General features: G+C 66.8%; 20 protein-coding genes. 8 read left to right on the forward strand and 12 right to left on the reverse strand.

The genetic code is table 11. From position 1 onward, the window contains the following. Nucleotides 1–117 precede the first annotated feature (117 nt). Together LGR64_RS19800 and LGR64_RS19805 are read left to right on the forward strand one after the other, a co-directional pair. Nucleotides 118–3,279: a multidrug efflux RND transporter permease subunit gene (locus LGR64_RS19800; protein WP_230356688.1), complete on the forward strand. Its 3,162-nt coding sequence runs from the start codon at nt 118–120 to the stop codon at nt 3,277–3,279. A gap of 23 nt (nt 3,280–3,302) precedes the next feature. After that, nucleotides 3,303–4,802 carry an efflux transporter outer membrane subunit gene (locus LGR64_RS19805; protein WP_230356845.1) on the forward strand — a complete coding sequence of 500 codons (1,500 nt, stop codon included), beginning with the start codon at nt 3,303–3,305 and terminating at the stop codon, nt 4,800–4,802. A 3-nt stretch (nt 4,803–4,805) separates the two neighbouring features. On the opposite strand, the gene LGR64_RS19810 is transcribed toward LGR64_RS19805, so the two are convergent. After that, nucleotides 4,806–5,171, reverse strand: coding sequence for a hypothetical protein (locus LGR64_RS19810; RefSeq protein ID WP_230356690.1), 366 nt, complete (start codon nt 5,169–5,171; stop codon nt 4,806–4,808). Between the two features lie 92 nt (nt 5,172–5,263). Between LGR64_RS19810 and LGR64_RS19815 the strand changes: the two genes are divergently transcribed. Next, nucleotides 5,264–5,950 carry an ABC transporter ATP-binding protein gene (locus tag LGR64_RS19815; RefSeq protein WP_230356692.1) on the forward strand — a complete coding sequence of 229 codons (687 nt, stop codon included), beginning with the start codon at nt 5,264–5,266 and terminating at the stop codon, nt 5,948–5,950. A 25-nt stretch (nt 5,951–5,975) separates the two neighbouring features. On the opposite strand, the gene LGR64_RS19820 is transcribed toward LGR64_RS19815, so the two are convergent. Genes LGR64_RS19820 through LGR64_RS19835 form a run of 4 tightly spaced genes read right to left on the reverse strand, consistent with a single transcriptional unit; the run spans nt 5,976 to nt 8,688 of the window. Next, complete coding sequence (locus LGR64_RS19820) at nt 5,976–6,788, reverse strand: LytR/AlgR family response regulator transcription factor (RefSeq protein WP_230356694.1); 813 nt, start codon at nt 6,786–6,788, stop codon at nt 5,976–5,978. Between the two features lies 1 nt (nt 6,789). Further along, complete coding sequence (locus tag LGR64_RS19825; protein WP_141829428.1) at nt 6,790–7,878, reverse strand: sensor histidine kinase; 1,089 nt, start codon at nt 7,876–7,878, stop codon at nt 6,790–6,792. Nucleotides 7,879–7,907: 29 nt separating this feature from the next. Beyond that, complete coding sequence (locus LGR64_RS19830) at nt 7,908–8,243, reverse strand: 2TM domain-containing protein (protein ID WP_230356696.1); 336 nt, start codon at nt 8,241–8,243, stop codon at nt 7,908–7,910. A gap of 34 nt (nt 8,244–8,277) precedes the next feature. Then, the gene (locus tag LGR64_RS19835; protein WP_013803596.1) at nt 8,278–8,688 is read right to left on the reverse strand and encodes a DUF2306 domain-containing protein; all 411 of its coding nucleotides are present in this window, start codon (nt 8,686–8,688) and stop codon (nt 8,278–8,280) included. 322 nt (nt 8,689–9,010) lie between these two features. On the opposite strand from LGR64_RS19835, the gene LGR64_RS19840 reads away from it, so the two are divergent. Then, nucleotides 9,011–11,176, forward strand: coding sequence for a TonB-dependent receptor (locus tag LGR64_RS19840; protein WP_230356698.1), 2,166 nt, complete (start codon nt 9,011–9,013; stop codon nt 11,174–11,176). A gap of 18 nt (nt 11,177–11,194) precedes the next feature. Next, complete coding sequence (locus tag LGR64_RS19845; protein ID WP_230356700.1) at nt 11,195–12,424, forward strand: PepSY-associated TM helix domain-containing protein; 1,230 nt, start codon at nt 11,195–11,197, stop codon at nt 12,422–12,424. Between the two features lie 328 nt (nt 12,425–12,752). Here LGR64_RS19845 and LGR64_RS19850 read toward each other — a convergent pair whose 3' ends face one another. Further along, a complete protein-coding gene (locus LGR64_RS19850; protein ID WP_043781210.1) occupies nt 12,753–13,031 on the reverse strand; it encodes a PsiF family protein in 279 nt (92 codons plus the stop codon). 193 nt (nt 13,032–13,224) lie between these two features. On the opposite strand from LGR64_RS19850, the gene LGR64_RS19855 reads away from it, so the two are divergent. Continuing rightward, nucleotides 13,225–14,052 carry an undecaprenyl-diphosphate phosphatase gene (locus LGR64_RS19855; RefSeq protein ID WP_230356702.1) on the forward strand — a complete coding sequence of 276 codons (828 nt, stop codon included), beginning with the start codon at nt 13,225–13,227 and terminating at the stop codon, nt 14,050–14,052. 91 nt (nt 14,053–14,143) lie between these two features. On the opposite strand, the gene LGR64_RS19860 is transcribed toward LGR64_RS19855, so the two are convergent. The 5 genes from LGR64_RS19860 to LGR64_RS19880 all read right to left on the reverse strand — a co-directional run bounded on the left by LGR64_RS19860 (nt 14,144) and on the right by LGR64_RS19880 (nt 20,047). Continuing rightward, nucleotides 14,144–15,013, reverse strand: a complete 870-nt coding sequence (locus tag LGR64_RS19860; RefSeq protein ID WP_230356705.1) for an alpha/beta fold hydrolase — start codon at nt 15,011–15,013, stop codon at nt 14,144–14,146. Then, nucleotides 15,010–16,068, reverse strand: coding sequence for a proteasome-type protease (locus LGR64_RS19865; RefSeq protein ID WP_096915613.1), 1,059 nt, complete (start codon nt 16,066–16,068; stop codon nt 15,010–15,012). The genes LGR64_RS19860 and LGR64_RS19865 overlap by 4 nt, the downstream gene beginning before the upstream one ends. A gap of 55 nt (nt 16,069–16,123) precedes the next feature. Continuing rightward, complete coding sequence (gene mutS / locus LGR64_RS19870) at nt 16,124–18,712, reverse strand: DNA mismatch repair protein MutS (RefSeq protein WP_230356847.1); 2,589 nt, start codon at nt 18,710–18,712, stop codon at nt 16,124–16,126. Nucleotides 18,713–19,031: 319 nt separating this feature from the next. After that, a complete protein-coding gene (locus LGR64_RS19875; RefSeq protein WP_230356707.1) occupies nt 19,032–19,796 on the reverse strand; it encodes a hypothetical protein in 765 nt (254 codons plus the stop codon). Nucleotides 19,797–19,870: 74 nt separating this feature from the next. Then, a complete protein-coding gene (locus tag LGR64_RS19880) occupies nt 19,871–20,047 on the reverse strand; it encodes a hypothetical protein (RefSeq protein ID WP_198818540.1) in 177 nt (58 codons plus the stop codon). A gap of 33 nt (nt 20,048–20,080) precedes the next feature. On the opposite strand from LGR64_RS19880, the gene LGR64_RS19885 reads away from it, so the two are divergent. Then, the gene (locus LGR64_RS19885) at nt 20,081–20,701 is read left to right on the forward strand and encodes a helix-turn-helix domain-containing protein (protein ID WP_230356709.1); all 621 of its coding nucleotides are present in this window, start codon (nt 20,081–20,083) and stop codon (nt 20,699–20,701) included. Between the two features lie 80 nt (nt 20,702–20,781). Beyond that, a complete protein-coding gene (locus LGR64_RS19890) occupies nt 20,782–21,483 on the forward strand; it encodes a hypothetical protein (protein ID WP_230356712.1) in 702 nt (233 codons plus the stop codon). A gap of 380 nt (nt 21,484–21,863) precedes the next feature. Here the strand turns inward: LGR64_RS19890 and LGR64_RS19895 are convergent, their stop codons facing one another. Continuing rightward, entirely contained in the window at nt 21,864–22,832 is a 969-nt protein-coding gene (locus LGR64_RS19895; RefSeq protein WP_230356714.1) for a hypothetical protein, read from the reverse strand. Nucleotides 22,833–22,905 lie beyond the last annotated feature (73 nt).

Genomic DNA, 22,905 nt, shown 5'->3' on the forward strand with positions numbered 1-22,905 from the left:
GCAGTCCTGTCCTTCGGCAGGACTGCAACCCCGCAAGCACCACGACGCAGGCGCGGGCAGAAGGGGAGTTTGCTCGGGCCATCGCTTCGCTCGGCCTGGGGTTTTTGGGGCTGGGCCATGAGCCAGCTTTCCAATCTCTCGGCGCCGTTCATCTTCCGGCCCATTGCCACCATGCTGATGACCATCGGCCTGGCGCTGGCGGGGGCGGTGTCGTATTTCCTGCTGCCGGTGGCGCCGCTGCCGCAGGTGGACTATCCGACGATTTCGGTGTCGGCCAGCCTGCCGGGTGCAAGTCCCGACACCATGGCTGCCACGGTGGCGACGCCGCTGGAGCGGGCGCTGGGGGCGATTGCGGGAGTCAATGAGATCACGTCCAGCTCCAGCCTGGGCAGTACGCGCATCACGCTGCAGTTCGATCTGTCGCGCACGGTGGATAGCGCTGCGCGCGATGTGCAGGCCGCCATCAATGCGGCGCGCACGCTGCTGCCTTCGGGTATGCCGGGCAATCCGACGTATCGCAAGGTGAATCCGGCCGATGCGCCGATCATGATCCTGGCGCTGACGTCCAGCGCCCTGACGCGCGGGCAGATGTATGACGCGGCGTCCACCGTGCTGGCGCAGAAGCTGTCGCAGGTGGAGGGCGTGGGCCAGGCGTCCATCAGCGGCGGGGCGCTGCCGGCCGTGCGCGTGGAGCTGGACCCGGTGAAGCTGGCGGCCAACGGCGTGTCGCTGGACCAGGTGCGCACCGCCATTTCGGCCACGAATGCCAACCGGCCGCTGGGCGCGGTGGAGCGCGAGGACCATTACTGGCAGGTCACTGCCAATGACCAGGCGCGCGTGGCGGCCGACTATGCGCCGCTGGTGCTGCGCTGGAGCAATGGCAATGCGATCCGGCTGCAGGACGTGGCCGATGTCACGGATTCGGTGCAGGACGTGCGCAACTACGGCGTGGCCAATGGCAAGCCCGCCATCCTGCTGCAGATCTTCAAGCAGCCCGATGCCAACATCCTGGAGGCCGTGGCGCGCGTGCGCTCTTTGCTGCCGCAGCTCAAGGCGTCCATTCCGGAGGCCATCGATCTGACCATCGTGTCCGACCGCACGCCCACGCTGCGTGCCTCGGTGGTGGAGGTGGAGCGGGCGCTGTTGATCGCCGTGGCACTGGTGATCCTGGTGGTGTTCCTGTTCCTGCGCAATGGCCGGGCCACGCTGATTCCGGCCGTGGCCGTGCCGGTGTCGCTGGCGGGCACGTTCGGCGTGATGTACCTGGCCGGCTATACGCTGGACAACCTGTCGCTGATGGCGCTGACCGTGGCCACGGGCTTTGTGGTGGACGATGCCATCGTGGTGCTGGAGAACGTGATGCGCCACATGGAGCGCGGCAAGACCGCGCTGCGCGCGGCGCTGGACGGGGCGCGCGAGATCGGGTTCACCGTGGTGTCCATGAGCCTGTCGCTGATCGCGGTGTTCGTGCCCATCCTGTTCATGGGCGGCATCGTGGGGCGGTTCTTCCGCGAGTTCGCGGTGGTGATGTCGGCGGCCATTCTGATCTCGATGGTGGTGTCGCTGACCACCACGCCCATGATGTGCGCGGCGCTGCTGCGGCCGCAGCGCGTGCCGCAGCCGGGCCGGCCGCGCAATGGCCTGCAGCGCGCCTGGGACCGCTTCGGCGCCTGGGTGGGCCGGGCCGAGCGGCGGGCCATGTCCGGCTACCGCGCAAGCCTGGCCTGGTGCCTGCGCCACCAGCCGCTGGTGCTGCTGGTGCTGGCCGGCGTGGTGGCGCTGAACGTGCACCTGTACATGGCCATCGACAAGGGGTTCATGCCCAGCCAGGACACGGGCCGCGTGATGGGCTTCATCCGGGCCGACCAGTCCACCTCCTACCAGGCCATGGAGCAGCGGCTCAAGCGCTTCCTGTCCATCGTGCAGGAAGACCCGGCCGTGGAGTACGTGACGGGCTTCACGGGCGGCGGCCAGCGCAATGCGGCCAACATGTTCATGTCGCTCAAGCCGCTGGCCGAGCGCAAGGTGTCTTCCGACGAGGTGATCAACCGCCTGCGCGACAAACTCAAGAACGAGCCCGGCGCGCGGCTGTTCATGGTCACGCAAAGCGATATCCGCATCGGCGGGCGGCAAAGCTCGGGCTCGTACGACTACACGCTGCAGGCTGACGACATCCAGGACCTGCGCACCTGGGAGCCGCGCATCCGCCAGGTGCTGTCGCAGCTGCCCCAGCTCACGGACGTCAACAGCGATGTGTCCGACTTCGGCCTGCAGACCTCGCTGGTGATCGACCGCGACGCGGCCACGCGCCTGGGGCTGACGGTGGCGCAGATCGACGGCACGCTCAACAACGCCTTCGGCCAGCGCCAGGTGGGCGTGATCTACAACCCGCTCAACCAGTACCGCGTGGTGATGGAGGCCGCGCCCCGCTACCTGCAAAGCCCCGAGACGCTGCGCGGCTTCTTCTTCGTGAACAACCAGGGCGTGCAGGTGCCGCTGACCTCGTTTGCGCGCATCACCACCACCAACACGCCGCTGGCCGTGAACCACGACCGGGGCACGCCGGCCAGCACCATCAGCTTCAGCCTGGCCGAGGGCGTGGCGCTGTCGGATGCCAGCGACGCCATACGCGCGGCCGTGGCCGAGCTGGGCGTGCCCGTGTCGGTGCGCGGCAGCTTCAGCGGCACGGCCGGGGCCTTCCAGCAGGCGCTGTCGGGGCAGCCGCTGCTGATCCTGGCGGCCATCATCACCATCTACCTGGTGCTGGGCGTGCTCTATGAAAGCCTGGTGCACCCGCTGACCATCCTGTCCACGCTGCCCTCGGCCGGCGTGGGCGCGCTGATGGCGCTGATGCTGTTCAAGACGGAGTTCTCGCTGATCGCGCTGATCGGGGTGATATTGCTGATCGGCATCGTCAAGAAGAACGCCATCATGATGATCGACTTCGCGCTGGAGCGGCAGCGCGCCGGCCATGCCACGGCGGCCCAGGCCATCTACCGCGCCTGCGAGCTGCGGCTGCGCCCCATCCTCATGACCAGCCTGGCGGCCATCTGCGGCGCACTGCCGCTGGCCCTGGGCCGGGGCGATGGCGCCGAGCTGCGCCAGCCGCTGGGCATTGCCATCGTGGGCGGCCTGATGCTGAGCCAGCTGCTCACGCTCTACACCACGCCCGTGGTCTATGTGCTGCTGGACAGGCTGCGCCAGCGTGTCATGGGCCTGCGTGGCCGCGTGCAGGGCAAGGACCGTGGCACCCCTGTGCCAGCCGCATCACCCCAGTGAACCGAATCCGAAAGCCCAAGCTGATGCAGTTCAAGACACTTCACTCCCCGGCGATCTGGCTGGCCGCCGCGCTGCTGGCCGGTTGCTCCACGCAGAGCGCCTACCAGCGCCCCGCACTCGAGGTGCCGGCCCAGTTCAAGGAAGCCACGCCCGAGGCGGCCGAGGCCGGCATCTGGCGGCCCGCCGATCCGTCGCGCGCGCAAGTGCCCGACAACTGGTGGGAGCTGTTCGGCGACGAGCAGCTCAACCGCCTGCAGCAGCAGGCCGCCACCGGCAACCAGAGCATTGCCCAGGCCGCCGCGCGCCTGCGTGCCGCGCAGGCGGCCGTGGCCAGCAACCAGGCCGGGCTGTTCCCCACGCTGGGCAGCACGGCCGGCGCCACGCGCTCGCGCAGCGGCGGAGCCTCCGGTGCATCGGGTGCATCAGGCACGGGCGGCAACACCGGCAGTAGCGGCAACATCTCGACCAACTACTCGCTGGGCCTGAACGCCAGTTGGGAGCTGGACCTGTGGGGCCGCGTGTCGGGCACGGTCAGCGCCAGCCAGGCCAGCGCCCAGGCCAGCAGCGACGACCTGGCCGCCGCGCGCCTGTCGGCCCAGGCATCGATCACGCAGACCTATTTCTCGCTGCGCGCGGCCGATGCCAGCGTGCGGCTGCTGCAGGAAACACTGCAGGGCTACGAGCAAAGCCTCAAGCTCACCAACAACCGCTACCGCGCGGGCGTGGCCTCGTCGGCCGACGTGGCCCAGGCCGAGGCGCAGTACAAAAGCACCCAGGCCCAGCTCATCGAGGCGCAGACCAGCCGCGCCCAGCTGGAGCACGCCCTGGCCGCGCTGCTGGGCCTGCCGCCGGCCGCCTTCAGCCTGGAGGCCGGCGCCGAGCTGCCGCCGCCGCCCGAGGTGCCGGCCATGCTGTCGTCCCAACTGCTGGAGCAGCGCCCCGACATTGCGGCGGCCGAGCGCCGCGTGGCCGCCGCCAACGCCCAGGTGGGCGTGGCGCGTGCGGCCTTCTTCCCGGCGCTCACGCTGTCGGCCACGGCCGGCTACCGGGGTGCATCGCTGTCCAACCTGGTGAGTGCGCCCAACCTGTTCTGGTCGCTGGGCCCTTCGCTGGCGCTGGCGCTGTTCGACGGCGGCGCGCGCACGGCGGCCGTGGAGTCGGCGCGCGCCTCGCTGGACCTGGCCGCTGCCACCTACCGCCAGACCGTGCTGACGGCGTTGCAGGAGGTGGAGGACAACCTGGTCACCGCATCCGCCCTGGCGCGCGAGCAGCAGGTGCAGGTGGAGGCCGTGGCCGCCGCGCAGAAGGCGCTGGATGTCGTCAACAACCAGTACCGCGCGGGCACGGTGGCCTATCTGAATGTGCTCAGCGCCCAGACCACGGTGCTGTCGGCACGGCGCAGCCTGATCGATGTGCGCAACCGGCGGCTGGCCGCCGTCAACACCTTGCTCAAGAACGTGGCCGGGCGGTGGCAACCGCTGGGGCCGGCCTCCGTGCAGGGGCCGCAGGCTGTCGCGCGCTGATGTTCAGTCCTGCAGCTCGAAGGCCTGGCGCAATGCTTCGCCGAAGGCCGCGCTGCCGCTGATGGACAGATTCAGGGTGGTGCGGCCATCCCCGGCCGCCACGGACTGCAGGCGCGCCGTGGCTGCGTCAAAGCGCCAGGCCAGCGGCTGGCCGCCGTCGTCCTGGGCCTGCAGCTCGTAGTCCCAGTCGCCGCCTTCTTCGATGGGGCCGCGCCGGCCCTTGAAGCGGCGGTGTGCCCAGGCCAGCAATTGCTCCACCTCGGCCGCCAGGGCCGGCACGCGCGTGGCGGGCACGCTGGCCATGGCGTCCCAGCAGCCCGTGCCTTCGTCGTCTTCGCTGTAGTCGAAATCCAGGTAGTCGAGGGTCATGGTGGGGTCCGCCTGCGTGATGGGAAAAGGGAAAGCCCGGCATTGTGCCGCGTGCACAATCGCCCGCATCGCAGAACCGGAAAGACATTCAGATGGACACCGCACAGCAATCGATGGCGCCGCCGATGGTGAGCGCGCAGGCCCTGCGCTTCGGGCAGCCGGGCCTGCTGCTGTGGGATGGTGCCTCGCACGACTGGCCCGTGGGCCTGTGCCTGGTGCGCGGCGGCGAGGGCTGCGGCAAGACCAGCCTGCTGCAGGCGCTGGCCGGCCAGTTGCCCTTGCAGGGCGGGCGCCTGGCGTATCCGCAGCAGCCCGACCCGTCGCAGCGCCCCGCGCTGTTCTGGCGCGACCCGCGCGCCGAACTGTCGAAGGCCGAGCGCGCCCGGCCCGCGCAGGAATGGGTGCAGGCACAGCGGCAATTGCATCCGGCGTGGAGCGAGGCGGCATGGCAGGCCCATGCCGATGGCCTGGGCCTGGAGCCCCACCTGCACAAGCCCCTGCTGGCCCTGTCCACGGGCAGCCTGCGCAAGCTGTGGATGGCGGCGGGCTGGGCCAGCGGCGTGCCGCTGCTGCTGATCGACGAGCCGCTGGCCGCGCTGGACCGGGGATCGATCGACCATGTGCAGCGCACGCTGGCAGGGCTCAACCATGCGGGACAGCAATCGGCCCCCGTGGCCGGGCACGGGCCGCGCTGCGTGATCGTCGCCCACTGGGACGAGATGCAGGGCGTGGCCTGGGACGACGTGCTGGACCTGCCCGATCAGCCGCCGCTGCGCTGACCGGAGCCGGCGTCTACATCGCCGCCTACATCGCCTTGAACCGCTGCGCGTAGAGGCGGCTGACGGCCAGTTTTTCCCCTCGCTCGCGCAGCTGCAGCCACAGCCGGCCGGCCTCGTCGCGCTGGGCATTGGCAATGGCTGCCGCGCGCACCACCGTGCCACGGTGCACCTGCCAGAATTCCTCGGCGTCCAGCCGGGGCAGCAGCTCTTTGAGCGGCGTGCGCACCAGGTACTCATGCGAGGCCGTGAGCACGCGCACGTACTTGTCGGCCGCCTCGAAGTAGACGACGTCCTGCACGGGCACCATCTGGATCTGCGTGCCCACGCCGGCCTGGATCATCTGCAGCGGCGTCTCGGTGGCGGTGGTGGCGGGGGCCGTGGCACCGGCCAGGTGCCGCAATTGCTCCAGCGCCTGCGCCAGCGCAGCGCCAGCCGGGGCCACCGTGCGCTGGGCCAGCAGCTCGCGCAGGCGCTGCACGCTGCGCGCCAGCCGCTCGGGCTGCACAGGCTTGAGCAGGTAGTCCACGGCCTGGGCCTCGAAGGCGTCCATGGCGTACTGGTCATAGGCGGTCACGAAGACCAGGATGGGAAACGGCTGCGCCTCGGGCCAGGCGTCGGCCAGTTCGGCGGCGGCCTCCAGGCCGCTTTGGCCCGGCATGCGGATGTCGAAGAACAGCACATCGGGCTGCAGCGCCAGCGCCTGCCGGGCGGCACTCAGGCCGTCGCCCACCATGGCGGCAATCTGCAGCTCGGGCCAGGCGCGGGCCAGGGCCTGGCGCAGGTCCTCGGCCAGCAGGGGTTCGTCTTCGGCGATCAGGGCGCGGGGGGAGTGGGTCATTTCAACCGGCGTTGGCAATGGTGATTTTGGCTAGCGTGCCGCCTTCGGGCAGGGCGGCCAGTTCGAAGTGTGCGGCGTCGCCATAGCGGCTGGCCAGGCGCTCGCGCAGCTGGGCCGTGCCGAAGCGGCTGCCGGGCAGGGCGGGCGCTCCGGAATCCAGGCCCATGCCGTTGTCGGCCACGGTCAACTCCAGCTGGCCACCGGCGGTGCGGCGCGCACGCACCGCGATATGTCCGCCTTCCAGCTTGGGCTCCAGTCCGTGGCGTATGCAGTTTTCCACCAGGGGCTGCAGCAGCAGCGGCGGCACGGGTACCTGGGCCAGGTCCTCGGGCAGCTCCAGCGTGTATTGCAGGCGCGCGCCCATGCGGATGGACATCAGCGCCAGATAGTCGCGCAGGCGTGCGAACTCTTCGCCCAGCGCATGCTCGGTGCTGCGCGAGCCGCCCAGCGTGGCGCGCAGGTAGGCGATCAGATGGTCCAGCATGGCCTGAGCGCGTTGCGGGTCGCTGGCCACCAGCACGCGCAGGTTGGCCAGGGTATTGAACAGCATGTGCGGCTCCAACTGGGCCTGCAGCAGGGTGAGTTTGGCCTCGGCCGCCTGGCGGCGGGCCTGCTCGGCCTGCATCTGCAGGTGGCGCGAGTAGCCCAGCAGGAAGAAGGCCAGCGACATCACCGTGCTGGCGACGATGGTGACGGCCAGCGGTATCCACAGCCGGTGCATCAGGGCCGTGCTGGCGTCGGGATCGGCCCACTTCCTGTACGCCGTGCCGATCAGCGACCCGATCACAAAGCCCGTCACGATGCCCGCCACCACCAGCGCGGCGCCGCGCCAGCCGCCGGGCCAGGGAATGTCCTGGCCCCGCGTCAGGCGCCAGCGGCCCAGTTCGATGGTGAGCCAGCTGGTCAGGCCGATCGACAGCGAGTAGATGAGGTTCACGTCCCAGCGGCCATGGTTGCTCAGGCTGAATGCGGCGGCAATCAGGGCGCAGGCCGAGGTCGTTGCGATGCCGTGGCGCAGCAGCGTGGTCCGTTCCACGATGTGGCCCTGTGCGGCCCGCTGGGATGGGGCGTTGGATGCGAGGTCGGGCATGGAGAGCAATGGTAGTCCCATGGCGTCGTTCAGCGGGTGCGGTCCTGGCGTGACTGCAGCGCCTGTCGCTCACGCTCCACCATGCGCCCGTGCCAGCCGTTGCCCGGCAGGGCCAGCCAGACCACGGCCCCGTGGATGGCCAGCCCCAGGCCCCAGCCCAGGGCCGGGAAGAGGGCCCAGTGCCTGCCCTGGGACAGCGACAGCGCCGCCAGCCCGAGGTTGACCAGCACATAGACGCTGGCGTGGATCATCCAGCCCATCTTGGCGCCTGCGCGGCGGCGCGCCATGCGCTCCAGGGCATCGTCGTCGTGGCGGGCAGAGGGATCGAGGGGATGAAGGGGATCAAGGGGATCGAGGGTGCGCATGGGAAGTTCTCCATCAGGGGGAAGGAAAGCGGCTTCAGGCCAGGCCCAACTGCTGCCACAGCAGGTCGCCCAGATAGCGGCCGGGCAGCAGGGTGAACAGGCCCGCCACGACGCAGGCGCCGATGTAGACGCTGCGCATGATCTTGCGGTGGCCGGCGATGTTGCCGTGGTACAGGTGCCAGAACGAGCGGCCCAGGCCGGCAAAGGTCAGTGGCACCAGCAGGTGGACGGGCGTGTAGCCGGCCCAGTTGGGCAGGCGGTAGTCGCGGATGAAGCAGGCGGACACCGCCGCGCAGACCATGAGCGTAACGAAGGCGTAGCCGGCCGCGCGGTGCAGGCGGGGATGGACGGCGGCCTGGCGGCGTGCCAGCAGGGCGATGGCACCCGTGGCTGTGGCCCCGAGGGCGGCACTCATGTGGATGGCGATCAGCGGTGTCATTTGCATGGCGGTGTCCTGGCGTGCGGCCCGGGTTGGTGGGCCTGTATGGGACAGGACTGTCGCTGCCGGACGCGGGCCGGGCCAGCGCCATGCGACGGACGGGCGCGGGCAGGGTGCCAGATGCATCGGGGCGCCGCGAGCTGCAGGGATCTCCGTGGTCGTTGGAAGATTGCGGCTATGGGGAGTGCGCACAAACTATTGCGAAGAGCCTTTGAATTCAATCACTTGGAGGATTGCTTCGATGCAACAGATTGAGAAAATTCATAGCAGCGCCCTAACGTGGTTGGTAAGCTAACGGATTCTGTAAATCATTCTCAGTATCATCCTCATGCCCTCCATCCGCCCGATTTCCCTGGCCGTTCTCTGCCTGTGCAGCCAGCAGGCCCTGATTGCCCAGACCCGGGGCGGCGACCCCGTGCTGGAGGCCGTGACGGTGGAGGCCAGTGCCGACGCATCGGCCCAGGGCCTGTCCAAGCCCTTTGCAGGCGGCCAGGTGGCCACGGGCGCGCGCAACGGCGTGCTGGGCACGCTGGACTGGAAGAATTCCTCCTTCTCCACCACCAGCTACACCCAGCAGCTGATCGAGGACACCCAGTCCAAGAGCGTGGGCGACGTGCTGCTCAACGACCCGGGCGTGCGCCAGGCGCGCGGCTTCGGCAACTTCCAGGAGCTGTATGTGCTGCGCGGCTTCCCGGTGTACTCGGACGACATCGCCTACAACGGCCTGTACGGCCTGCTGCCGCGCCAGTACATCGCCTCGGAGTTCTTCGAGCGCGTGGAGGTGCTGCGCGGCGCCAATGCCTTCCTCAATGGCGCGGCACCGGGTGGCAGCGGCATTGGCGGCACCATCAGCCTGCTGCCCAAGCGCGCCGGCAACGATGCGCTGACGCGCGTGGGCGCCGGCATCCAGACGGGCGGCCAGGCCTTTGTCTCCACCGACATCTCGCGCCGCTTCGGCCCTGACCAGAGCACCGGCATCCGCCTGAACGCCGTGCGCCGCGACGGCGGCACGGGCGTGGATGGCGAAGACCGCTCGCTCACCGGCCTGGGCGTGGGCCTGGACTGGCGCAGCCGCAACGTGCGCCTGTCGGGCGACGTGGGCTACCAGCGCAACAGCTACAACGGAGGCCGCCCCAGCGTGACGCCGGGCAACTTCATCCCGGCCGTGCCCGACAACAAGACCAACTACGGCCAGAACTGGTCGTACTCCACCGAGCGCGACCTGTTCGCCACGCTGCGCGCCGAATGGGACATCAACGACACGACCACGGCCTGGGCCGCCGGCGGCCTGCGCCGCGGCAAGGAAGACAACTCCCTGAGCGGCGTGACCGTGAGCAATGCGGCCGGCGACACCACGGGCACGCGCTTCGACAACAAGCGCAAGGACAGCGTGGGCACGGGCGAGGTCGGCATCCGCACGCGCCTGGCCACGGGCAGCGTGGGCCATGAGCTGGTGGCCACGGCCAGCACCTACTCGGCCACCGAGCGCAATGCCTGGGGCATGGGCTTTGGCGTGGTCAACAACATCTACAACCCCTGGAGCAGCGCGCGCCCCGCCATGACGCTGTTCGGCGGCAACCTGGCCGATCCCACGCGCGTGGGCGAAACCCAACTCAACAGCTTCGCCATCGGCGACACGCTGACGATGCTGGACGAGCGCCTGCGCCTGACCGTGGGCGTGCGCCGCCAGAGCATCGAGCAAAGCAGCTACGACTACAACACGGGCGCGCAGACCGACAACTACAAGAAGTCGGCCACCACGCCCATGCTGGGCCTGGTGTTCAAGACCAGCGAGAACACCTCGGTCTACGCCAACTACATCGAAGGCCTGACCAAGGGCGCCGTGGCGCCGCAGACGGCCAATGACCTGCCCGTGTCCAACGGCGGCCAGGTGTTCGCGCCCTACAAGTCGCGCCAGAAGGAAATCGGCTTCAAGTGGCAGGGCCAGCAGCTGGGCGCCACGGTGGCGCTGTACACCACGGACATGCCTTCGGCCTATGTGGCCAACCAGGTCTTCGGCCAGTATGGCAAGCAGCGCAACAGCGGCCTGGAGGCCACGGTCTTCGGCGAACCCGTCAAGGGCCTGCGCGTGCTGGGCGGCGTGACCTTCAGCGAGGCCAAGATCCGCGAGGCCGCCGATGCCACCACCATCGGCAACTACGCCATCGGCGTGCCCAAGCGCCTGCTCAACCTGGGCGTGGACTGGGATGTGCCCGGCGTCTCGGGCCTGGCCCTCAATGCGCGCGTGATGCACACCTCCAGCCAGTACGCCAACGGCGCCAACACGCTGAAAGTGGCCTCGTGGACGCGCACCGACATCGGCGCGCGTTATCTCATGGACATCGGCAACAACCGCCTGCTGACCGTGCGCGCGCGCATCGACAACCTGTTCGACAAGGGCTACTGGTCGTCCGTGGGCGGCTACCCGGGCGCCAACTACCTGGTGCAGTCCATGCCGCGCACCTTCTCGCTGAGCGCATCGGTGGACTTCTGAGCCGGAGCGATCTGAAGCATGCGCGCGTTGTGGACGGTGGTGCACCGCTGGATTGGCCTGGTGCTGGCCGGTTTCCTCACCATGGCCGGCCTCACGGGGGCCGTGCTGTCCTGGGACCATGAAATCGACGAATGGCTCAACGCCGACATGCTGGAGACCCCGGCACGCGGCCCGCTGAAGACCCCGCTGGAGCTGGCCGCCGCCGTGCAGGCCAGCGAGCCGCGCGCCGAGATCAGCTACATGACCCTGGGCCTGGTCGAGGGCGAAGCCGCCATGTTCATGGTGCGCCCCCGGCCCGACCCGGCCACGGGCCAGGCGCCTGCGCTGGGCTATGACACGGTCTTTGTCGATCCCGTCAGCGGCCACATCACGGGCCAGCGCAACGGGCGCAGCTTCGCGCTCAGCCAGCGCAACCTCATGCCCTGGCTGCGCCACCTGCACGAAAGCCTGCTGGCCCCGCGCTTTTGGGGCACGGACCGCTGGGGCTACTGGTTCATGGGCAGCCTGGCCCTGCTGTGGGTGGCCGACAGCTTTGTCGCGCTGCTGCTGACCTTTCCCGTCAAGCTCAGGAAAAGCGCCCCGCGCCTGACGGCGGCCGTGGGATCGTGGTGGCGGCGCTGGCTGCCCTCATGGCGCGTGCGCTGGGGCGGCGGCGCCTACAAGCTCAACTTCGACCTGCACCGCGCGGGCGGCCTGTGGGTCTGGGCCGTCATCGTCATCGTGGCCTTCACCTCGTTCTCGCTGAACCTGTACCGCGAAGTCTTCTACCCGGTGATGAGCACCGTCTCCACCACCACGCCCGGCCCCTACGAAACCCTCAAGCCCGCGCCCCAGGGCACGCTCCTCGTGCCCCAGGTCTCGTTCGCCCAGGCCATCGCCATCGCCCAGAGCGAGGCCAAGCGCCTGGGCTTCGCCCAGCCCGCAGGCGGCATCTGGTGGGGCGGCGACTTCCCGTTCTACAACATCTCCTTCTTCGACCCGCACGACGAAACCGGCGCCATGGGCATGGGCCTGTCCAACATCTACGTCAGCTCGGACAACGGCGAAGTCCTGGGCACCTACCGCCCCTGGCACGGCACCGCAGCCGACGTCTTCGTCCAGCTGCAACTGCCCCTGCACAGCGGCCGCATCCTCGGCACCCTCGGCCGCGTGCTCATGTCCTTCGTCGGCGTGCTCGTCGCCGTCCTGTCGATCACCGGCGTCATCATCTGGTGGCGCAAGCGCAGAGCTAGGAAGATGACCCCCTGAGCGGCTGCGCCGCTTCCCCCTTCTCGCTTCGCGGAGGGGGACGCAGCCCTCACTGCGGGGCGGCCCTTGCTCGGCTGCCCGCGCTTGAGCCCTGCGAGTTTGAACGGCTGTCGGTAGTACACGGCTCCATTGATAGCCAAATCAGAAAACTATCCGCCTAAACAGCAAAGCCACCGAAAACGGTGGCTTTTTGCAATGCTTGACGGGCTCAAGGCCATCCCGACTGGCGCGCCCTAAAGCGAGGGACACCGAGCAAGGGCCGCCCCGCAGCGAGGGTGTCGTCCCCCCCGCGCAGCGAGAGGGGGAAGGCGCGCAGCGCCTCAGGGGGTCAGTCCTTCTTCAAGCATTCGCTCATGAACGCCTTGCGCTCATCACCCTTCTTGCCCGTGGCGTCCACGTTGCAGGTCTTCATGCGTTCCTGCTGGCGCTTCTTGCCGTCGGACAGGCAGGACTTCATGAACTCCTTGCGTTCATCGCCTTTCTTGCCGGTGGCTTCGGTGTTGCAGGTGCCCATCAGCTTTTGCTGGGCCGTGGGAGCCTTGTCCCCTGCGGCCATGCCCATGCTGCAGGCCAGGGAGACAACTGCCAGAACAACGATTTTTTTCATGATGGAATGGTTTTGAAGGCGCGCTGAAGTCCAGCGCACCCACATTGCAGCACAGTGCCGGGCGCGCAGCAACGTTGCGGGCCGCGCGTTGTAAAAGTTTGCGATTGCCGCTGACAGGCGGGCAGGCGGACACCGGCAGGCCATGGCCAGCGCAGATAATGGCCCACTTTTGCATTGCGACAGGACGCTTGCCGTGGACATTCTTTTGCTGGTCAAGGCCGCCATCATGGGCATCGTGGAAGGGCTGACGGAGTTCCTTCCCATCTCCTCCACCGGCCACCTCATCCTGGCCGGTTCGCTGCTGGGCTTCGACGATGCCAAGGCCAAGGTCTTCGACATCGCCATCCAGACCGGCGCCATCTTCGCCGTGGTGCTGGTGTACTGGCAGAAGATCCGCTCCACCGTGGTCGACCTGCCCACCAGCCGCCAGGCGCAGCGGCTCACGCTGAACGTCATCATCGGCTTCCTGCCGGCCGTGGTGCTGGCGCTGATCTTCGGCAAGTTCATCAAGGCGCACCTGTTCACGCCCACCGTGGTGGCCACCACCTTCATCCTGGGCGGCTTCGTCATCCTGTGGGCCGAGCGCCGTCCGGCATCGGCCACGCGCGTACAGACCGTGGACGAGATGACGCCGCTCGATGCCCTCAAGGTCGGCCTGGTGCAGTGCCTGGCCATGATTCCCGGCACCAGCCGCAGCGGTGCCACCATCATCGGCGGCATGCTCATGGGCCTGTCGCGCAAGGCGGCCACCGACTTTTCGTTCTTCCTGGCCATTCCCACGCTGATCGGCGCCGGCGTCTACAGCCTCTACAAGGAGCGCGCCCTGCTGTCGGCGGCCGACATCCCCATGTTCGCCGTGGGCCTGGTGTTCTCCTTCATCAGCGCCTGGCTGTGCGTGCGCTGGCTGCTGCGCTACATCTCCACCAACAGCTTCGTGCCGTTTGCCTGGTACCGCATCGCCTTCGGCATCATCGTGCTGGTGACGGCCTTCACCGGGGTCGTGAGCTGGAGCGAGGTTTGACCCAGGCTTGGGCGAAGGGCCCCAGGCATTCCTCAGGCACCAACGCAGAAGGCCACCGCAAGGTGGCCTTTTCACATTCGGGGTGCCCGGTTCAGCCCTCGGGGCCGAGCAGGTTCAGCAGCGAGGCCTCGATGGCGGCGGCCGTGGCGTGCGGCCGCTCCATGGGGAACAGGTGGCTGCCGTCCAGCATCATCACGCGCCCGCGCGTGATGCGGCGCGTCAGGTCCATGCCCACCTGGCGCATCTCCACCGAGGCACGCCCGCCGATGAAGGCCGCCGGGCAGCGCAGCGGATGGTGGTGCAGCAGCGAGGCCAGGTTGTGCGGCAAGGTGTTGTAGATGGCGGTCTCCACCTCGCGCGTGAAGTGCAGCGTGCGCCGGCCGTCCAAATCGGCCAGGCCGCCCTGCACATAGTCCTGGAGCACCTGCGGGTGCCATTGCGCAAACACCTTCTTGGCGCGGAAGTAGGCCAGCGCCTCCTCGTCGCTGTCCCAGGCATTGCGGCGGCGGGCGCTGATCTTGCCCGGCGAGACCGAGCCCACCAGCTGGGTGCGCTTGGCCACGCCCACGGCGTTGGCACGCCAGCCGCTGAGCAGGGGCGAGTCGATCAGCAGCACGCCGCGCGCCAGTTCGGGGTGGCGCGCAGCGGTCATCACGCTCAGGAAACCGCCCAGCGAATGCCCGACCAGAAAGACCGGACCGCCCACGCGCTCGACCTCGGCGCGCGTGAACTCGGCCAGTTGTTCGACCAGGTGCGGCCAGTTGTTGGTGACGGGAAAGCGCGGGTCATGGCCGAAGCGCTCCACGCCCTGCGCCGCGATCCCGCGCTCGGCCAGCAGCGAGAACAGCAGCCGGTAGGTGGGCAGCGCAAAGCTGTTGGCATGCGAGAAGACCACGGGCAGCGGTGCCGATTCCGTGCCCGCATCGCTGTCGGCCCGCAGCGCGGGCCGGGCCGCGTTCACGGCTGGGGCTCCTGGCCGGTTCGGTCCGGAGCATCCGGCATGCCTTGCTGGTGGCCGGAGGGTTGCCCGGCGTCCGGCCGCATGGGCGATGCCGGGCCCGGCTGCAGGGGCGTCATGGGCGAGGTGGCCAGCCCGTCGGCCGTGGAGGTGCCCAGGCCTGCGCCCGTGCCGCTGTGATAGGGCTGGCGCAGCGCCGCAGGCGGCAGCCGGCCCATGCTGCGCGCCGACGAGCGCAGGGCGCCTGCCGGCGCGGTGACCTTGGTCAGCGGCTGGGCCTGGCGGCTGTGCACGCGAATGGGCACCGCGGAATCGCTGCCCTCCCAGGCCGGGTCTTCGATGCTGTCGAAGACATGGCGCAGGCGCTCGCCCCAGCTGTCGTGCAGCATGCGGAAATACGGATTGCTCTCGTCGATGCTGACGATCTTGTCGGAGGCAAAGCGGTCCTTCTCGTACACGATCAGGTCCAGCGGCAGGCCCACCGAGAGGTTGGACTTGAGCGTGCTGTCCATGGACACCAGGGCGCACTTGGCGGCCTCGTCCAGCGGCGTGCGCGGCGTGATCACGCGGTCCAGCACGGGCTTGCCGTACTTGGACTCGCCGATCTGGAAGTAGGGCGTCTCGCTCGTGGCCTCGATGAAGTTGCCTGCCGAGTAGACCTGGAACAGTCGCATGTTCTCGCCCTGGATCTGGCCGCCCAGCACCAGCGAGATATTGAAGTCCACACCCGAGCGCGACAGCGCCACGCCGTCGCGCTCGAACACATGGCGCACGGCCGCGCCCAGCACGCGGGCCGCATCGAACATGCTGCGCACGTTCCAGATGGTCAGCATGTCGCCCGTGGCCTCGTCGCGCAGTTGCTGGCTCTCCAGCAGCTCGCGCACCGATTGGGTGATGGACAGGTTGCCGGCCGACAGCAGCACCATGAAGCGGTCGCCGGGGTTCTCGTAGACCATGAGCTTGCGGAACGAGCTGATCTGGTCCAGGCCGGCATTGGTGCGCGAGTCGGCCAGGAAAACCAGGCCGGCGTTGAGCTTGATGGCAACGCAATAAGTCATGGAAACGTCCGAATCTGCGGAAATGGCAAGTTTAGTGCGAGGCGATTGACCGCGTTCAGGCGGCGATCTTCTTGAGCTGGTAGAGGGCTTCCAGCGCCTCGCGCGGGCTCAGTGCGTCGGGATTGATGGCGGCCAGCGCCTGGGCCAGCGGATCGTGGCGGCTTTCGGGCTCGGGCATGTCGGGCGCATCGAACAGGTCCACCTGCAGGCGGCCCTCGTCGGCATGGGCCTCCAGTGCCTCCAGCGCATGGCGCGCGTGGTGCAGCACGCCGGCCGGCATGCCCGCCAGCTTGGCCACCTGGATACCGTAGCTGCGGCTGGCCGGGCCGGGCTGGATCTCGTGCAGGAAGACGATGTCCTGGCCCGACTCCGCCGCACTCACATGCATGTTCACGGCCGCGCGTGCCTTGGCCGGCAGCTCGGTCAGCTCGAAGTAGTGCGTGGCAAACAGCGTGAAGGCGCGCGTCCTGTCGTGCAGCTGGGTGGCGATGCCGCTGGCCAGCGCCAGGCCGTCGAAGGTGCTGGTGCCCCGGCCGATCTCGTCCATCAGCACCAGGCTGTGCGGCGTGGCCGAATGCAGGATCTGCGCGGCCTCGGTCATCTCCATCATGAAGGTGGACTGGGCATTGGCCAGGTCGTCGGCCGCGCCGATGCGCGTGTGGATGGCGTCGATGGGCCCCAGCCGGCAGCTGGACGCCGGCACATGCGAGCCCATGCTGGCCAGCAGCACGATCAGCGCCACCTGGCGCATATAGGTCGACTTGCCGCCCATGTTGGGGCCGGTGATGATCTGCATGCGCGTGTTGGCGTTCATGCGCGTGTGGTTGGCGATGAAGCTGCCGCTGGAGGTCTCGGCCATGCGGGCTTCCACCACCGGGTGGCGGCCGGCCTCGATCTCGATGCAGGGATGGTTCACGAACTCGGGCGCGCACCAGTTCAGCGTCAGCGAGCGCTCGGCCAACGTGCACAGCACGTCGATGGCCGCAATGGCACCGGCCACGCGCGTGAGCGCCGGCACATGGGGCTGCAACTGGTCCAACAGCTGCTCGTAGAGGAATTTCTCGCGCTGCAGCGCCCGCTCCTGCGCGGACAGGGCCTTGTCCTCGAAGGCCTTGAGCTCGGGCGTGATGTAGCGCTCGGCGTTCTTCAGCGTCTGGCGGCGGCGGTAGCGCTCGGGCACCGCGTCCTTGTAGCTGTTGGTGATCTCTATATAGAAGCCGTGCACCTTGTTGAACTGCACGCGCAGGTTGGGAATGCCGGTCAGCAGCTTTTCCTTGGCCTCCAGCTCCAGCAGGAAGTCGTCGCAGTTGTTCTGGATGGCGCGCAGCTCGTCCAGCTCGGCGTCGTAGCCCGTGGCGAACACGCCGCCGTCGCGCACCAGGGCGGCCGGCTCTTCCATGATGGCGCGCACCAGCAGCTCGGCGCAGCCCTCGGGCGGCTGCAGGTCTGCAAACAGCTGGGTCAGGTGGGCCGAGGGTGTCTGCCCGGCCTGGGCCAGCACGGCCGCCTTGTGCAGCGTGCGGCCCAGTCCCACCAGCTCGCGCGGGCGCACCTGGCGCAGTGCGGTGCGCGCCGTGATGCGCTCCACATCGCTCACGCCCTTGAGCTGCTCGCGCAACTGCTGCCAGGGCGCGGCCATGCCGCCTGCGCTGGCGCCCTGCAGTGCCTGCGTGGCCTCCAGCCGCGCCATGGCCTGCGTGCGGTCGCGTCGCGGCTCCAGCAGCCAGGCCTTGAGCAGGCGGCTGCCCATGCCCGTCATGCAGGTGTCCAGCAGAGAAAACAATGTGGGCGAATCCTCGCCGCGCAGCGTCTTGACCAGCTCCAGGTTGCGGCGCGTGGCCAGCGGCAGCGCAATCAGCTCATCGTCGCGCTGCACCTGCAGAGCGTGGATGTGCGACAGGCTGCGGCCCTGCGTGTGCTCGGCATACGACAGCAGCGCGGCGCTGGCGCCATGGGCCAGCGGCAGGTCCTCGGCCTCCCAGGCCTTGAGGCTGGCGGCGCCCAGCAGCTCCAGCAGCTTGCGCTCGCCCAGGCCGCCGTCAAACTGCCAGTCGGGGCGCGGCGACAGCGGGCAGGCGATGGAGCCGCCATGGCGCAGCGCGAACAGGCTCTGCTCGAAACGCTCGGTCACGCCCGCGCTGTAGATCAGCTCGCTGGGCGCAATGCGTGAAATCCAGGCGCCCAGCTCGTCGTGGGAGCATTCGGCCAGATGGATGCGCCCCTGCGTCACCGCCATCCAGGCCAGGCCGCAGCGCTGGCGCCCGGCCGTGTGCAGGGACAGCAAAATGGCCTCGCTCTTGTCCGACAGCAGCTCACTGTCGGTCAGCGTGCCCGGCGTCACCACGCGCACCACCTTGCGCTCCACCGGGCCCTTGGCGGCGCCCACCTCGCCCACCTGCTCGCAGATCGCCACCGACTCGCCCAGCTTGATCAGCCGGCCCAGGTAGTTCTCCAGCGCATGGAAAGGCACGCCCGCCATCGGAATCGGCTGCCCCGCCGTCTGCCCGCGCGTGGTCAGCGTGATGTCCAGCAGCCGCGCCACCTTCTCCGCATCCCCGAAGAACAGCTCGTAGAAATCCCCCATGCGGTAGAAAACCAGCGTGTCGGGGTAGTTGATCTTGATGCCCAGGTACTGCTGCATCATGGGCGTGTGCGCCGACAGATCAGGGGCCGGAGAGGGCTGTGTGCTTTGCGAGAGGTCGCTCATTGGCTTGGGAATCAACAGGTTGCGGCGGCGCGAAGGTGCCGGGCAAGGCCTGCCTGGATGGCGCGGGGCCGCAGGAAGGCGCAAATGTTCTTGTGTCGTACTGCCCGCCTTGGGCCGTATCCATCGTGTGGGGCGTGGTGGCGGGCAAAGGTCACATTATTGACTACCCGAGGTTGGACGCCGCGCCAAGGGGGCGTAGATCGCGGCACACAAATGCGCTGCGCTCAATCCAAGGGACCATTTCCGCCGTACGTCGTCACAGGGCTCCTTCTGGCAACTGCTTGGCCCCTTGGTACAGGGCGTGCTGCGCATCCGCCAGGGTGATCACTTCGTCCCCGGTGAGATGGCTCATCAGAACACTGTTGAGTTTCGCGATGCGTGCGCCATAGCAGCGAATCAGCGAGGCGATCTGAATCTGCTCCGGTTCCGTGATCTGATCTCCCAGCGCTGTCACGGCGTGGGCTGCTGCCTCGATGTCGAACGAGCAACGAATGAGCAACTCACTGGCCCGGTGGCCGCTTCCAAGCAACGGCGATGCTGCTGTGACTGGTGATGCTGTATCTGCCTGGCTGCCGAATGTATTGATACCGTTGCCAGCCTCCTTGGCTGCAGCAAAGCTGGCCAGGAAGCGCAGGTCGTCCAAGGAGTTGGGAAGCTCGTTGTAGGCCCCGAACAGCCGGTCTGCAAATTCAAAGGCGTGTTCCAGCAGTCCATGAACAAAGGCCGCTTCATTTGCTGCACTGAGCTGGCTCTCTCGGAATGTGTCGCATGCGAACTCCAGCTCCGAGCTGATGAGGGCGAGCAGTGAAAGCAGGTCCACCTGCGCCGGGTCATGCGGACGGCTTGCCGGGCAGCAGCCGGGAGCAGGAAGTTGGTTGAGCGCTGCAAATGCCCGGCTGAGGTGGGGGCAGGAGTAGCGCTCCTGTGCCCCGTCGTACAGGATGCGTTTCACTGTGTACTTGAGCACTCCCGCAGCGAACAGGACTGCTTGGTGGGCATCGGCAAGAGAGGCTCGGGCCATGCATGGGGCGTGGCGTTGGGGCTCAGGGTGCGCGTGATTTCTATCGTGGCGCTGAATGTTTGGCCGCACTCGATTCAGCGCCGCTCGGCGGCGGTGTCGGTTTGACCCAGCACGATGCGGCCCTCGTGCTGGGCGCCGTCCCATGCGCGTTCCAGCTCTTCGCCGGTCATCCCCAAGGGAATGCGTTTGGAGTACATCAGGGGCTCGACCGTGGCCGAGCGGTGGCGGGTGTGGTGCGCTGGGGTGGTCATGTAGTATCTGGAGATAGGTTGTTACAAGACGCGGTGGATTTTGCCCAATTTTTTGGGAAAGTCAACAGATTTACCAAAAAAATGGATGAATTTTCCCAAAGGTTGCGTGAGGAGCGCAAACGGCTTGGCCTAAGCCAAGAGGCGTTTGCATCCCTGGGCGGGGTGTCCAAGAACACTCAATCGAACTACGAGACGGGGGCAAATCTGCCTGATGTTGGCTACCTCAACACCATTCGCGGGTTCGGGGTGGACTCCGGCTATGTGCTCACGGGCATACGTACTTTTGACCCCAGCGCGATAGAGCATGCACAGCCCGCTGCCACGCTTGCGGCCCGCCTGGTGCAAGAGCGCAAGCGGCTGGAGCTGACCGTGGGCCAACTGGCCGCCAAGTCGGGCGTGGATCGCCTGGCCCTGCTGAAATTTGAAGAGGGCGAGTTCGCGCCCGATGCCAAGGCGCTGCAGCAGCTGCACGCCGTGGGTGTGGATGTTGGCTATGTGCTGCTGTCGCTGCGCGCAGGCGCGGCGGGCGGTGATGCCGGCGCGGCGGCATCAGTCAGTTCTGAGTCACAGCAGCTGCTGCGGCACTACGACAAGGCGCCCTTAGAGGCGCAGGCTGCACTGCGCACGCTGGCGGCCATTGCCGCACGCGCATAAACGACCCATTTACCTAAGAGTTATCAACCGAGTGGCCACCTGATGGGCGGTGGCCGCCGCATTTAAGAGAGGGGACACCCATGGCATTGGCGCCTTGCAAAGAATGTAAGAAAGAAGTCTCAACAGGTGCAAAGACCTGCCCGAACTGCGGAGTCAAAGACCCGACCATCACCGGAACAGACAAGTTCCTTGGTCTGATCCTGTTGATTGGCATCGTGGGGGTTGTGGTGTATGCGTGCAGCCCCAGCAGTCCCCCCAAAGAATCCGCAAGCCCTGCGGCTGTCACGGCTCCCGCGAGCACAGCGCCCGCCGCGCAGCCAGCCACGGAGGATACCCGGCCGAATTTCGGCTTTGATTCCAACGAATTCCGCACACGCTTCAATTCGCTTGCCAAAGACTTTGGAAATGGGTGGCCGATTCAGCGACCGTTCACCATCAGCAATGGCAGCAAGAAGAACACTTGGAATCACACCATTGCAGAGACGCCAATGATTGGCACTGTGGACAAGCAAAGCGGCAGGCTTGAGTCGGTCATGGTGACGGTGACGGGGGGCGACAATACAAAAACCATTAATACGATGTCTCTTCTTCTTATCGTTGGCAACTCGCTGACTGGAGGCGACCGGCGCGAACAGGTCTCGGCTACCCTTGTGCGCCTGATGAAAAAGGCCATGGACAGCAAGGACGCTGACACCGCGAGCGATAGCGTTGGCAACGTTACGATATCCGCCACGCTGATCCAGGGCATGGGCATGCTCGTGGCTTTCACCCCCGCGCAGTAGCCATGTGGCGCCACGCAGCGCTTTCGCTGCTTATGCTGGGCGGGTTTTTGACGGCGCATGCCGCCAACTACCCCTGCAGCGGCAGCAAGGGCGGCGTGGCGCATTGCTCTGGCGCGCAATTCGTGTGCAATGACGGCTCGGTCAGCGGCAGCAAGCGCCATTGCAGCGCTGAGCTTGGACAGTCGTCAGCGCGTGCGCTGGTTGCGCCCAGCCGGGCCGGGGCATCTTCAGGTGATTGCTCATGCCGGTCCGGTGGCGTTTGCACCGGGCCACGGGGTGGGCAGTACTGCATTTCTGATTCTGGGAAGAAGAGCTATTTGAGGCGTTGAGCAGGGCTCGCCCAGACGATGCCCCGCTGAAGATGTTGTTCCCAACTCAGGTCAATAGTTGGTGTAGATCCAAGCGTCGCGCGCAGTCATCGAAAACCATCCTTGGTGATAAGGGTCGTTCAGATTTGAGTTATCAAGAGCACCAGTTTCAGCCTGTATTCCCATGCCTTGGACTGTGTAATTCTCAAAATTCGAACTGTACTTCGGATAAGAGGAAGGGCGTTTGGCGTTCAAGTCGTTAATGATATTTTGCAGGTTGCCTTTGGTAATGCAGGCAGCGAAGAATTTCTCTTGAGAAAAAAGAGCATTACCTTGATCACTGCTCCAATTCATTTTTGTGACGTATCTGGTATTGTTGCCGTAGTAGCTTGCGGCATAGTAGCCAACATTACCTGCAGAGTTTGTGTTTGTGTCTGGTGCCACATACTCCAAAGGTACTCCAATGTTTGCCCAGCTGGTAACCATCATCGGGATGGTCTGCTGTGTTACGGCATCGTAGAGGAACAATGACGTATAAGTATGCTGGACAACGCTATAGGCTTCAGATCTTGGGACCGTTTGACGGTGCGAGAAGCAGAAATGCGGGTTTGTGCCAAATTGTGCACCCCATGGCGTTGCGTTGAGCGGGCCTCCCCACTGAACAGCAGCCACATTCTGACCGGGGTGAAGTGTCATTGTCCAAGTGTGGAGTATCAGGCCGAAGGAATCATCTTTCAGCTGCACCGCAGTCGCACCGCTGGCATTTGGATTGAAAGATGCTTGGTATTTTTGCAGCGGGGCACCCGTTTGAAGCCCCGTATAGTCGCCAACATTCCAGTTTGCATGGGGGGTGAATACGTTTGTTGTCGGCATATCAAAAGCATAAACGCCGTGGCTTGTCATGGAGTCGCCGGGCGAAAAAACGCGTACTGGGCTGTCATTGATGGTTGACCAGACAGGTGTTCTCCAATAGTGGTCGGCTGCAAATGATGAGTTGCAGAAGAGTGCGCACACTCCGATGGCGAAGAGCTTGGATTTCATTGCGTTTTGCGAATGTTGGTGAATACTTACTGCTTTGACATTAATTTCTATATTGATGCCAATATCATCGTAG

This window comes from Delftia sp. Lp-1 (assembly GCF_020523835.1).
In the GTDB taxonomy this organism is placed as follows: domain Bacteria; phylum Pseudomonadota; class Gammaproteobacteria; order Burkholderiales; family Burkholderiaceae_C; genus Comamonas; species Comamonas acidovorans.